We start from the raw sequence: 12268 nt of genomic DNA on the forward strand, positions 1-12268 counted from the left end.
TGAGGAGCAGAGCCGCACGCCGCTCCGGCTCGCCCGCCGCGCCGCGTCGGAGTGCCCACCGCGCCGCTCAGGACAGCCGGACGCCCGTCAGCGCGAGGCCCGCGGCCGCCGCCGCGACGGCGAGCGCCGCCGTGCCGACGCCGTACCCCAGGCCGGCCGCCCAGCGCCGGTCGAGCAAGAGCCGCGCGGTCTCGACGCTCGCCGTGCTGAACGTGGTGAAGCCGCCGAGCACGCCCGTGCCGAGCACGGCCCGCCACACCGGGTCGAGGACGCCGGCCAGCACGAGCCCGGTGACGACTCCGAGCAGCAGCGACCCGCTGACGTTGATCAGCGCGGTGCCGACCGGCCAGCGCGCCGGCACGAGCGACCGCGCGACCCCGTCGACGACGAGCCGTGCGGCCGCTCCGACTCCGCCCGCGAGAGCGACCGCGAGCAGCAGGCCGGGCGTCACGCCGCCGCCCTCCGCCGCCCCGCGACAGCGATGCCCAGCGCCGCCGCAAGCACGCCCAGCACGAGCGTGCCGCCGGCGTAGAGCAGGTACTCCACGACGTGGCCGCCCTCGAGCAGCGCGACCGTGTCGAGCGAGAAGGTGCTGTAGGTCGTGAATCCGCCCAGCACGCCGGTGCCGAGCAGGAGGCGCAGGGTGCGGCGCCCGCCCTCATCCGGCCCGCGCCGCGCCAGCGCCTCGAGCAGGAGGCCCAGGAGGAACGCGCCCGGCAGGTTCACGGCGAGCGTCGCGACCGGCACGACGCCCAACGGGGGCAGTGCGGCGCCGATCGCGGCGCGGGCAGCCGTGCCGACGGCTCCGCCCGCCGCGACGAGGAGGATCGCGGAGGGGCGCAGGTGGAGGGGTCGCGTCACTCCGCGAGGTCCCAGGGCGCCGGGCGCGACGGGTCGCGGTCGGCGCGCGGGACGACGAGCACGGGGCGGTGCTGACGGTGCGCGAGGTGGGCGGCGACGCTCCCGCTGAGGAACTCGGCGATGCTCGCGAGCACGCCCGCGTCGCGGGTGCCGACCACGATCATCCGCGCGTCGACCTCCTCGGCGACCTCGGCGAGCGCCAGGGCGGGCTCGCCCCGCGCCGCGCGCAGCGACCACTGCACGGTGCTGCCGTCCAGCTCGTGCTCGACCGTCTCGCGGAGCCCGGGCGGGAGGAACGGGCCCTCGCCGCGGTCGGCCGCGGCGCCGACGAAGCCGAGCGGGATGCCGCCGGTCATCGGATCGACGTACTCACCGACGAGGTACGGATCGGCCGAGACCGACACGAGCAGCAGGGCGGCTCCGGCGTCGGCGGCGACGCGGGCGGCGGTGCGCAGGACCTCGGGTCGCTGGCCGTCGACGATGCCGACGAGGACGGGCCCGGTGGGGGTGGGTGCGGTCATGAGGAGCTCCTTCCCGGTTGCGCCCCATCCTGGCACCGCACGGGCGCGAGCGGTCGGAGCATCCGTGCCGGATCCGTCGTGATCGTTCCGTTATGCGCGGGCCTCGGGCTAGAGTGGCTCGTCGCCGGATCCCCACCGGCCCCCGACCCCCCGTCACCACCGTCATCCGAGGAGAACGCACGCGTGTCGAAGCCAGGCATTCCCACCCCTGAGGAGAGTGCCGGCACCCCGACCACTGCATCCCTGACCCGGCGCGAGGCCCGCGAGGCCGAGCGACGTGCGGCCCGGGCCGAGACGGAGACGGGCGCGGCGACCGCCGGTGGTGCGGTCGAGAGCAGCGGATCGGACGAGACGATCGCCTCTGCGGAGAACGGCGACTCCGCCGGAACTGCGCCCACCGCCGTCGACGCCGCAACGGCCGTGGCGACCGCTCCGACCGTCTCGGTCGAGGTCCCCGCCGTCGCCTCCCCCGCCTCCCGGTCGATCCCGGCCTCACCGCGCCGCGCGTCCGCCTCCCGCCCCGTCGCTCCCCGCACCGCCGCGCCCGTCCGGGCCCGCGGCCTCAGCCGCCGCGCCCTGGCCTTCGGCACCTTCTCGGTGGTCGGCGGCCTCTTCGCCACGGCCGCGATCCCCGCGTACGGCGCCCGCAGCTCCTCCGCCACCGCGACCGGCCGCGCCGCCGCGAACCGGGTCGGCCTCCAGAACCTCACCGTCTCCTCCGACGCCGCCGGCCAGACCGCCGTCCGTGACGCCTTCGCCGCACCGACCCAGGCGCAGCTCGACGAGGCCAGCCGCCAGGCGGCCGTGCTCTCCGGTTCCAACGGCGGCGAGTTCTCGACCGTGCAGACCCGCGCGGTCGGCGACGACTACCCGTGGCCCTACGAGACCATCGACGACGACGGCGGCGGACTCTCGCCGCTCGGCTACTACTACCGCGAGTGCGTCGACTTCGTGGCCTGGCGCCTCAACCGCGACGCCGGCCGCACCTCCGCGCCGTGGAAGTACACGTGGGGCAACATCACCCCGCTCGGCGGCAGCGCCTACGAGTGGCCGGACAACTGGGCCGCGAAGGGCTGGGCGACCAGCAGCGTCCCGATCGTCGGCTGCGTCGCGTGGTGGACCTACAACCACGTCTCCTACGTGCAGAAGGTCAACGACGACGGCACCGTGCTCCTCGAGGAGTACAACTACGGCGGCAAGCACAGCTACGTCACCCGCACCTTCCCCACCGCGCAGGTCCCGCTCTTCCTGTACCCGCCGGTCCTGTAGGGGGCATGTTCCCGTCGCGCCTCGGCGGGCGGAGCGTCGCAGTCCCGCTCCCGGCGCGCGTCAGCCGAGCGCGGCGAGGAGGATCGCGAAGGCGGGCGTCGTCGGATCGACGAGCGCCATGTGGTCGGCGTCGGCGAGCTCGTGCAGCTGCACGGCGAGATGCCGGTCGGCGTATCGGCGGCTGTAGGCGACGGGGACGTCCTCGTCGAGCACGCCGTGGATCAGCGTGGTCGGCTGCGGCGGCGCGGGCAGCTGCGCGGGGTCGGCGCCCGGGAGCAGCGCGAGGTCACCGCCGAGGAGCTCGCCCACGGCGTCGTCGCTGAGGCGGTCGGCGGAGGCGGCGGCCAGGTCGAGCACGCCCGCCAGCGCCACCACGGCCGCGACGAGCGGCGACGGACGGGCGGCCTGCGACCAGACGGCGAGGTGGCCGCCGGCGGAGTGGCCGACGAGGGTGACCGGTCCGGCGCCGGGCAGCAGCGCCGCGAGCGCCGCGAGCACGGCCAGGACGTCGTCGCCGGTGCCCGGCCAGCCGCCTCCCGTGTCGCCCGTGCGCCGGTACTCGGGGAGGAGCACGTCGTGCCCGCGGTCGGCCAGCGCCGCCGCGAGCGGCCGGGCGTGCCGCCGGTCCCACCGCGCCCGCCAGAATCCGCCGTGCACGAGCACGACCGGCCGGCGCGCCCCGCCGGGCGCCCCGCGGAAGACGTCCGCGATCTGCTCCGGCGCCTTCCCGTACCGGCGCACCTCGTCCGGCTCGCGCCCCTCCGTCTGCTGCATCCCCCCAGTACCTCCCCGCGGGACGCCACGTCGGTGCGCCCGGCACGGCGTGTCGCGTACCGGAGCGGCATGCCGCGGAGAGGGAGGGGCCCGCGTCAGGACTCGAACCAGCCCCGGGGGTGGTGGTCGGCCGTGAGGGGCGTGCGCGGCCGGGTCGGGCGGGCCCAGCGGACGGCGTTCGCCAGCACGCGCCGGATGTCCGGGTGGTGGTAGACGGGGTAGTCCTGGTCGCCGGGCGAGAAGTAGAAGACCTTCCCGAGACCGCGGGTGTAGGTCACGCCGGAGCGGAACACCTCGCCGCCGGTGAACGTCGACAGGAACACCGTCTCCTCCGGCACCGGGATGTCGAAGTACTCGCCGTACATCTCCTGCTCGGGGATGATCAGCGGGCTGGGCACGCCCTCGGCGATGGGATGCGTGGGCGCGATCGTCCAGACCAGCTCGCGGTCGCGGTCGTTGCGCCACTTCAGCGAGCAGGTCGTGCCCATGAGCGCCTTGAAGATCGACGAGTAGTGGCCCGAGTGCAGGACCAGGATCCCCATCCCCTCCTGCACGTGCCGCAGGACCCGCTGGACGACCTCCTCCGACACCTCCTCGTGCGCGATGTGCCCCCACCACAGCAGCACGTCCGCCGTCGCGAGCGCCTCCTCGGTGAGCCCGTGCTCGGGCTCGGGGAGCGTCGCGGTGCGCACCGAGACGGCGTCGCCGAGCGACTCCGCGAGCCCGTCCGCGATGACGCGGTGGATGCCGTCCGGGTAGTGGCGCAGCACGGTCTCGTCGCCGCGGGTCTCGTGGCGGAACTCGTTCCAGACGAGGACCTCGATCGGGGCGCTCATGCGACCGCCACCTCCTGCTTCTCGGCGGCGGAGCGGTAGATCGCGTCGACCACCCGGCTGCGGTGCAGCGCGTACTCGCCGTAGTGGCCGGAGTAGCGGGGGCCGCCCGCGGGCGCGTCGGCTCCCGAGGCGATCGCCTCCAGGAACTCGGCGATGACCGAGCGGTGGTGCCCGGCGGGGACCTTCACGTCGGGGTGCGAGACGGTCGGCGCTCCGGCGACCTCGGAGTAGAGCGTCAGAGTCCCCTCCGTGGCGTAGTCGGCGATGTGGAGGCGCGCGCCCCCGGCCGAGCCGAGCAGCTCGACCTCGATGTCCTCGTCGACCTTCGAGTAGCTGGCCCAGGAGGCGTCGAGCTGGAGCGAGCGGCCGTTGTCGAGGCGCAGCAGGGCGCTCGAGAAGTCCTCCACCTCGAACGCGTGCGTGCCGGTGGCGGCGACGCCGTGCGGGCGCCCGCCGCGGCCGGAGCGGCCGATCTCGCCGTAGGCGACCGCCGAGACGCTGGTCACGCGCGGCTCGTCGAGCAGGTGCAGCGCGATGTCGAGCACGTGGGAGCCGAGGTCGATGAGCGGGCCGCCGCCGGCGAGCTCCTTGCTGGTGAACCAGGAGCCGATGCCGGGGATGCCGGTGCGCCGCTGCCAGCTCGCGCGGGCGTGGTAGACGTCGCCCAGCGGCGCGTCGTCGAGGTAGTCGCGGAGGAAGGCGACGTCGGCGCGGCGGCGGTGGTTGTAGGCGATCTCGAGCACCCGGTCGTTCGTGCGGGCGGCCTCGACCATCTCGGCCGCCAGCTCGGCGGTGGTGGCGAGCGGCTTCTCGCAGAAGACGTGCTTGCCGCTCGCGAGCGCGGCCACGGCGATCGGGTGGTGCAGGTGGTTCGGGACGCCGATGGAGACGACGTCGAGGTCGTCGCGGGCGACGAGCTCCTCCCAGTCGGCGTAGAGGTCGGGGACGCCGCGGGTCGCGCCGAGTTCGTGCACGCGCGCCTCCTCCTGGCCGGCGAGCGCGACGACGCGGGCACCGGGCAGGGATTGGAAGGCGTCGAGGTGGGTGGTGCCGGCGAAGCCGAGGCCGACGACCCCCACGCGCAGCTCAGTGGTGTTCTCTGTCATGCGCCGAGCCTACTCGAATCGATTCGAGCACTCCATGGGCGGTGCGGCTTCCCGGAGCATCCGGCAGGCCGGCTTCAGGCCGCGAGGCGCGCCTCGAGCGCGGCGAGCGACGCGCGCAGGGCCGGCGCCTCGAGGGCGTCGCCGTCGGCGGCGGCGTGCGCGGCGGCGAACGCCTGGACCTGGCGGTGCAGCTCGACGCGGGTCCCGCCGCGGGCGACGACCGCGAGCCGCTCGGCGAGGCGCACGCCGGCGCGGACGACGAGCGGCTGCTCCATCGCGTACGAGCGCAGCGCGAGGAACACGTCGGCCAGCAGCTCGCCCGCTCGGGGCCACGGGACGACCAGGCGGACGACTCCGTCGGCGTCGGAGTAGCGGCCGCGCGCCTCCGGCCGGCCGCAGAGGTCGACGAGCGCGCTGGTCAGGGCCTCGACGGCGCCGACCGCGGTGTACGGGTCGTTCGTGCCGGTCGCGAGCCCGCGGACTCCGATCTCGACCACCTGCTGGACGGCGTACCGGAGGTCCTGGTGCGGGGTGCGCGCGTCGGCGACGACGACCGCGGCGACCGCCTCCTCCTGGGCGACCGACCCCTCGAGGACCTCGAGCACCGGGTCGCCGACGAGGACGTGGTCGCCGGGCAGCGCGAGCACCCGGAGCCGCGCGTCGCCGCGGCGGGCGAGCGCGACCAGCCGCTCGATCTCGAGCTGCTCGACGTAGCCGCCCCGCACCGCCCGCAGCACGACCGGCTCCCGCCCCGCCGGCGGCAGAGCCTCCTCCGCGAGCAGGGCCCCCTCCGCGAGCAGGGCCCCCTCCGCGAGCAGGGCCCCCTCCGCGTCCGCCGGCTCCTCCCCGCCCTCCGGATGCAGTCGCTCGATCACGTCGACGAGCTCGCCGAGCACCCGCTGCTGCAGCGTCGTCACCTGCACCGACAGCGCGATGTGGTGGATGAAGTAGACGAGCACCGCGACGTCGCCCACCGCGAGCAGCACCGAGAACGAGACGGCCACCACCGGCACGAACGTCAGCGACGCGTCCTCCTCCGTATGCACCGCGCGCAGCACGATCAGCGAGTAGAGGAACGTGGAGGTGAGCACCGCCAGGACGACCTGGTTGCCGCGGTCGGCCATGAAGTTGCGGACCAGCCGGGGCCCGTAGGCGGAGGACGTGGTCGCCAGCACCGAGATCGTGATCGAGAACGAGGTCGCGGCGACGCCGAGCATCGTCCCGCCGATCGCCGAGAGGATCGCCCGGCCGCCGGTCGGCGACAGGTCCTCGATCAGCGGGATGTCGCTGACGCCGGCGCGGACCAGCAGGTGGTCGACCTCGACCAGACCCAGCGCCAGCCCGACGGCGAGGACGCCGAACAGGGCCGGGAGGAACCAGAAGGATTCGCGGAGGTGGAGGAGCCGGGAGCGCATCCTCGAAGGCTAGAGCGGCGCCTCCTCACGGGACGTGCCGCCGCGGAGGCTTGCGGACAGGGCCGCGACGTGCCGAGGTGGCCGGTGCGGAGGGGCGACGCGTCCAGGACACGACGGCATCGGAGGCGGGGCCCGGTGCGGAGGCGTCGTCTCATCGGAGTCGCCCGCCCACCGAGGTCCGTCCTCCTGCCGGACGCACCGGAGGCGCCGACCCGGCGGGGATCGGCGCCTCCACCGGGCGTCAGGTGACGTTGATCAGCGTGCGCTGCCAGCCGGAGGAGCCGTCGGGCGCGACCGGTGCGCGGTCCTCGATCTGGACCATCCCGTTCTTGTCGACCGCGCGGACAGCGACGTAGTGCGAGCCGGGCTGGGCGTCCCAGTCGACGAACCACTGCACCCAGGTGTCGAGGTTGACCGGGGTCGAGAGCGTCGCCTCCTGCCAGTCGCCGTTGTCGATGCTCACCTCGACCTTCTCGATGCCGATGCTCTGCGCCCAGGCGACGCCCGCGATCTTGAGAGCGCCCGAGGTGACGGGGACGCCGATCCGCGGGGTGTCGATCCGCGAGGACATCTTGATGGGGGCCTCGGCGGAGTAGCCGCGCGGGGTCCAGTAGGCCTGGTCGGCCTCGAAGGTGGTGACCTTGAGCTCGGTGAGCCACTTGGTAGCCGAGACGTAGCCGTAGAGGCCGGGCACGATCATCCGCACCGGGAAGCCGTGCTCGAACGGGAGGGGCTCGCCGTTCATGCCGACGGCGAGGATCGCGTCGAGGTTCTCGTCCGTGACCGCGGTGATCGGGGTGGACGCCGTGTAGCCGTCGCTGCTGGTGGAGAGGAGCATGTCGGCTCCGCTCTGCACGCCGGCCATCTTCAGCACGTCGCGGAGGGGGACGCCGAGCCACTTGGCGTTGCCGACGAGATTGCCGCCGACCTGGTTCGAGACGCAGGTGAGGGTGATGCCGTACTCGTCGAGGCCCATGTCGAAGATCTGCTGGAGGTTCAGCGTCACCTCGCGGTCGACCATGCCGGTGATCTTCAGCGACCAGGCCGACGGGTCCAGGTTGGGCACGGTGAGGGCGGTGTCGACGCGGTAGAAGTCGGCGTTCGGCGTGTAGAGCGGGGTGATGCCCTCGATGTCGAGCTCGGCGCCCGCGGGGACCGAGACGGTGCTGCGCGGGGACGGCAGGCGCAGGGCGTCGCGGACACCGGCGAGGGAGGAGGTCGCCGCGTTGACCAGGCGGGCACCGGTGCCGACGACGGCCGCGCCGACGGCGGAGATCAGCGCGATGCGGAAGAAGCCGCGGCGCTCGAGGGCGCCCGGACGGGCCTCGGAGGATGTTCCCCTGGCCTCCGAGGCCCGGGCCGCACGCCAGCCGCGCAGGCGCGTGAAGAGGAGGTGCATGACGACGACGGCGACGACGAGTCCGACCAGCGTGGGCACCGCAGCGAGCGGCGACGCTCCGGTGCGGGTCACGATGGCGGCGATCGAGAGGCCGCCGGCGATCACGAGCAGCACCTGGCCGAGCGGCGGGCGGACCAGCTGGAGCACTCCGGCGATCGCGGCGGCGACGACGACCGCGGCGCCCACGCTGCCGAGCAGGAAGGTCTTGTCGTTCTCGCCGAACGTCTCGATCGCGAACTCCTTGAGCGGGCGCGGGACGATGTCGACGATGAAGGCGCCGAGGGCGAGCACGGGGCTCGCGGTGCGGGCGACCGCGAGGGCGATGAGCTCGGCGACGGCGAGGAGGACTCCGCCCGTGACGATGCCCGCGAGGGCGGCGAGCAGGAAGTAGAGAGCTCGATGCTCGCGCACGGGTGCCGCTGTCTGGTTCATGGAGGAGAGTTTTCTCCCGCGACCTGCCGTTTCCCAGGGTGTCCCTGGTTTGGTCGTGTAAGTGCCTTTTTCATAACGAACAGGTAACGCACAGCGGCGGGACCGCGGCCGGGTCGATTGAGGGGCCGACCCGGAAGGTCGGCCCGGCGTCGGCCCGGATCCGTCTCGAGATCGCCGACGGTGAGGATCGTCGACGGTGAGGATCGTCGACGCCGGTCCCGTGCGGTGGGCTCGGTGCAGGCGCGCTCGGACCCACGCGACGGACTCGCGTCCCGCTCCCCCTCCGCGGTCGGGAGTGACGGTGCCGCGGACCGCTCGGGTCGGCTGCTCGCCGCCGCGCCTCCTCTTCCAGCGGCCCCCCTCGAGGGCCGGTCCGTCAGAGCGCCCCGAGGACCGGGCCGCCGAGGATCGCCTCCGCCTCGTGCCAGAGCCGCGCGCCCAGCGCCGCGTCGGTCGAGCTGGGCACGGGAGTCGCGAGCACCGGCTCTCCCGCGGCTCCGCGGCGCGGGCCGATGTAGGCGTTCCGCGGCAGTGTCGGTGCGGCGACGGCGGCGACGGCGGGTCGCGCCGCGGAGTCCTTCCCCTGCACCAGGCGCGAGACCAGCGGCGCGAGGGCGGGTGCGAGGAGCCGCACGGGCAGCGGCCGCTCGTGGAGCGGCGGCCGCTCGGGGGTGAGGGCGTCGATGGCGCCGCCGGGGTGGGCGACGACGGAGCGGATCCGAGACCCCGCCTCGAGGAGGCGCCGGTCGAGCTCGAACCCCAGGATCTCCGCGGCGTGCTTGGACATCGCGTAGGCGACGCGGGGGCGGTAGGACTTCTGCGAGAGCCAGTCGTCGGGGTCGAAGGGAATCCGCCGGGTGAGCATGCTGCCGGTGCTGACGATCCGCGCGGCCGGCGCCTCCTCGAGCGCCGGCAGTGCGGAGCGCAGGAGCTCGAGGTGCGCGAGGACGTTCACGCCGACCGTCGACTCGACGCCGAAAGCGCCCGTCGCAGCGGTCCTCGGCGCGGCGATGATCCCCGCGTTGAGGACGATGCCGTCGAGGGTGCCGAGGCGCCGGAGGGCGTCCCCCGCCGACAGGATCGACTCCCGGTCGGAGAGGTCCAGCGGCAGGTGGCGGTGCAGGCCCGGCTCGGGGAGCAACCCGATGGCCGAGTGCGCCCGGGCCGCCGAGCGGGCGGCGACGACGACCCGTGCGCCGAGGCGGGCGAGTCCCTCCGCGACGAAGAAGCCGATGCCGCCGGCGGCCCCGGTGACGACGACGGTGCGCCCGTCGAGTCGTGCGATCTCCACGGCGATCTCCCTTCGGCGCCCGAGAAGGGGCGCGGTGGTCTCGGAAGGGCTCTGATTCCCTTCAATCCTTGAAGCTTCACGGTACATGCTTCAGGACTTGAAGCGATATTCTGCTCGCATGGCGACGCGACGGGACGAGCGGCTGGCGGACGCACTGGCCGCGGTCTACGACGTGGTGGCGCGCACCGACGAGGCGCTCGCTCCGGCACTGCGCGAGTACGGCATCACCGCCACGACCGCCCACCTCCTCTGGAGCATCGACCCCGACGAGCCCGCGCCGTCCATGAGTGAGGCGGCCGCCCGAGCGCACTGCACCCCTCAGAACGTCACCTTCCTCTGCCGGCAGCTCGAGGCGCGGGGACTGGTCGAGCGCCGCGTGTCGCCGACGGACCAGCGGCAGCGCGTCATCGGGATCACGCCGCTCGGCCGCGTCGCCCGCGAGCGGATCAGCGCGCTCGTCTCCGCCGACTCCCCCCTGGCGCGGAGGACCGATGCGGTGCTCGATGCCGTCGTCGAGCTGCTCGGCCCGCCGCCGGGCCTCACCGCCCGCGACGCCCCCGCCGGAGGACCGCCGCGTTCGCGATGACGATGAGGGCGATCCCGATCCATCCGGCCGCGCCGACGTCCTGCCCGAGCACGACCGCGCCGATGAGGGCGGCCAGGACGGGGTTGACGCTCATGAGCATCCCGAACACGCTCGCCGGGAGCCTCCGGAGCGCGATCACGTCCGCCACGAACGGGACGGCCGTCGCGAGGACGCCGGCGCCGACCGCCAGGAGCACGGTGCCCGCGTCGGGGCGCGTCGTGACGAGCGTCCAGACGGCGACAGGCAGGAAGACGGCGGCGGAGATCCCGGTCGCCGTGGCGGTCCCCTGCGCTCCGGGCAGCCGGAGTCCGATGATCCGGTTGAGCAGGATGTACGCGGCCCAGCAGCACGCGGCCGCGAGACCGAGCGCGATCCCCAGCTGGTCGGACGAGGGCCTCGGCCCGGCGATCGCGACGACGCCCGCTCCGGCGACGAGGGCGCAGAGCGCGCTGGTCCTGCTCCGGGAGCCGAGGAGCGCGACCGCCAGCGGCCCGCAGAACTCCAGGGTCACCGCCAGCCCCAGCCCGATGCGGTCGATGGCCGCGTAGAGCGTGAGGTTCATCGCTCCGAACACCACGGCGAGGAGCAGGACGGGCCACCACTGCGCGCGGGTCAGGTCGCGGATCCGCGGTCGCACGACCGGCAGGAGGATCAGCGCGGCGACGATCTGCCGGACGGCGACCACTCCGACGGATCCCAGGACCGGGAAGGCCAGAGTCCCGGAGGCCGCCCCGAGCTGATTCGAGAGGGCGCTCGCGAGGGCGGTCGCGACGCCGACGGTCCGGCCGTCGCCGGGGAGCTGCTTCGTCATGCCGGAAGTCTGCGAGCGGTCCGGTCCCGGCTCACAATGCGCCATCGGCCTGATCGATGCGCGATCCGCATGAATAGGATGCGGTCATGGATCTGGAACTGCGCCACCTCCGGTCGTTCGTCGGCGTCGTGGACGCCGGGACCTTCACCGACGCGGGGATCGAGCTCGGCATCTCCCAGACGGCGGTCTCCCGCAACGTCGCGGCGCTCGAGTCCGTCCTCGGACGAAGGCTCCTCCACCGGACGACCCGCAGCGTCGAGCTCGCGCCGGCGGGCGAGCGGGTGCTGCGGCACGCCCGCCGCGTCCTGGCCGTCGTCGACGACCTGCGCGAGGAGGCGGCGGCCGGGACGGACACGATCCGGATCGGCTACGCCTGGTCGGCTCTCGGCGAGCACACCCAGGAGTTCCAGCGCCGCTGGGCCGCGGCGCTCCCCCGCCACGAGCTGCGGCTGATCCGCTCCAACACCCCCACCGCGGGGCTCGCTGAGGGCCTCAGCGATCTGGCGATCCTCCGGCGCGGATCCCCGGCTGCGGACGTCGAGTCGGCTCTGATCGGCACCGAGAAGCGCTACTGCGCGCTGTCCGTCGACGACCCGCTCGCCGCGAAGCGCACGGTCACCCTCGCCCAGGTGGCGACCGCTCCGCTCGCGCTCGACGACCGGACCGGGAGCACCCGGCTCGACCTCTGGCCCGAGCACGACCGGCCGCGGATCACCGTCCCGACGACCGACGTCGACGACTGGCTCACGGTGATCAGCAGCGGCTCCGCCCGCGGAGTGACCGCGGAATCGACGGTGAGCCAGTACCGACGGCAGGGCCTCGCCTACCGGGTCGTCCGCGACGCCCCGCCGGTCCCCGTGCACGCCGCGTGGATCCGGAGCGACCCGCCGCCCGTCCTGGGCGACGTCATCGGGCTGCTCCAGGGCCTCTACCGCACCTCCGACTGACGACGACGGCCGCCGGGGGC

General features: G+C 74.3%; 13 protein-coding genes. 3 read left to right on the forward strand and 10 right to left on the reverse strand.

Annotated elements, in window-relative coordinates:
* Positions 1-67: 67 nt before the first annotated feature.
* The 3 genes from GSU40_RS14715 to GSU40_RS14725 are packed head-to-tail and all read right to left on the reverse strand — an operon-like array spanning position 68 to position 1382.
* On the reverse strand, positions 68-451 hold the full coding sequence (locus GSU40_RS14715; protein ID WP_104226584.1) for a CrcB family protein: 384 nt from the start codon (positions 449-451) through the stop codon (positions 68-70).
* Entirely contained in the window at positions 448-861 is a 414-nt protein-coding gene (locus GSU40_RS14720) for a CrcB family protein (protein ID WP_104222440.1), read from the reverse strand. The genes GSU40_RS14715 and GSU40_RS14720 overlap by 4 nt, the downstream gene beginning before the upstream one ends.
* The gene (locus tag GSU40_RS14725; protein ID WP_160035520.1) at positions 858-1382 is read right to left on the reverse strand and encodes a universal stress protein; all 525 of its coding nucleotides are present in this window, start codon (positions 1380-1382) and stop codon (positions 858-860) included. The genes GSU40_RS14720 and GSU40_RS14725 overlap by 4 nt, the downstream gene beginning before the upstream one ends.
* A 183-nt stretch (positions 1383-1565) precedes the next feature.
* Between GSU40_RS14725 and GSU40_RS14730 the strand changes: the two genes are divergently transcribed.
* On the forward strand, positions 1566-2651 hold the full coding sequence (locus GSU40_RS14730) for a CHAP domain-containing protein (RefSeq protein WP_160035522.1): 1086 nt from the start codon (positions 1566-1568) through the stop codon (positions 2649-2651).
* A 60-nt stretch (positions 2652-2711) separates the two neighbouring features.
* Here GSU40_RS14730 and GSU40_RS14735 read toward each other — a convergent pair whose 3' ends face one another.
* The 6 genes from GSU40_RS14735 to GSU40_RS14760 all read right to left on the reverse strand — a co-directional run bounded on the left by GSU40_RS14735 (position 2712) and on the right by GSU40_RS14760 (position 9904).
* Positions 2712-3425: an alpha/beta fold hydrolase gene (locus GSU40_RS14735; RefSeq protein ID WP_160035524.1), complete on the reverse strand. Its 714-nt coding sequence runs from the start codon at positions 3423-3425 to the stop codon at positions 2712-2714.
* 95 nt (positions 3426-3520) lie between these two features.
* Positions 3521-4261: a ThuA domain-containing protein gene (locus tag GSU40_RS14740; protein ID WP_208543325.1), complete on the reverse strand. Its 741-nt coding sequence runs from the start codon at positions 4259-4261 to the stop codon at positions 3521-3523.
* Complete coding sequence (locus GSU40_RS14745; RefSeq protein ID WP_160035526.1) at positions 4258-5367, reverse strand: Gfo/Idh/MocA family oxidoreductase; 1110 nt, start codon at positions 5365-5367, stop codon at positions 4258-4260. Before GSU40_RS14745 ends, GSU40_RS14740 begins: the two co-directional genes overlap by 4 nt.
* Before the next feature lie 74 nt (positions 5368-5441).
* The gene (locus GSU40_RS14750; protein ID WP_160035528.1) at positions 5442-6782 is read right to left on the reverse strand and encodes a DUF2254 domain-containing protein; all 1341 of its coding nucleotides are present in this window, start codon (positions 6780-6782) and stop codon (positions 5442-5444) included.
* 241 nt (positions 6783-7023) lie between these two features.
* Positions 7024-8613 (reverse strand): molybdopterin-dependent oxidoreductase, encoded by a 1590-nt coding sequence (locus tag GSU40_RS14755; protein WP_104226578.1) that lies wholly within the window; start codon positions 8611-8613, stop codon positions 7024-7026.
* 376 nt (positions 8614-8989) lie between these two features.
* The gene (locus tag GSU40_RS14760; protein ID WP_160035530.1) at positions 8990-9904 is read right to left on the reverse strand and encodes an SDR family NAD(P)-dependent oxidoreductase; all 915 of its coding nucleotides are present in this window, start codon (positions 9902-9904) and stop codon (positions 8990-8992) included.
* 118 nt (positions 9905-10022) lie between these two features.
* Between GSU40_RS14760 and GSU40_RS14765 the strand changes: the two genes are divergently transcribed.
* Complete coding sequence (locus GSU40_RS14765; protein WP_160035532.1) at positions 10023-10490, forward strand: MarR family transcriptional regulator; 468 nt, start codon at positions 10023-10025, stop codon at positions 10488-10490.
* Here the strand turns inward: GSU40_RS14765 and GSU40_RS14770 are convergent.
* Positions 10444-11301, reverse strand: coding sequence for an EamA family transporter (locus tag GSU40_RS14770; protein ID WP_160035534.1), 858 nt, complete (start codon positions 11299-11301; stop codon positions 10444-10446). The two genes, GSU40_RS14765 and GSU40_RS14770, sit on opposite strands and share 47 nt — an antisense overlap.
* Positions 11302-11387: 86 nt before the next feature.
* Between GSU40_RS14770 and GSU40_RS14775 the strand changes: the two genes are divergently transcribed.
* Positions 11388-12248: a LysR family transcriptional regulator gene (locus GSU40_RS14775; protein WP_160035536.1), complete on the forward strand. Its 861-nt coding sequence runs from the start codon at positions 11388-11390 to the stop codon at positions 12246-12248.
* Positions 12249-12268 lie beyond the last annotated feature (20 nt).

Origin of the sequence: Rathayibacter sp. VKM Ac-2805, assembly GCF_009834265.1 — a bacterium.
Lineage (GTDB): Bacteria > Actinomycetota > Actinomycetes > Actinomycetales > Microbacteriaceae > Rathayibacter.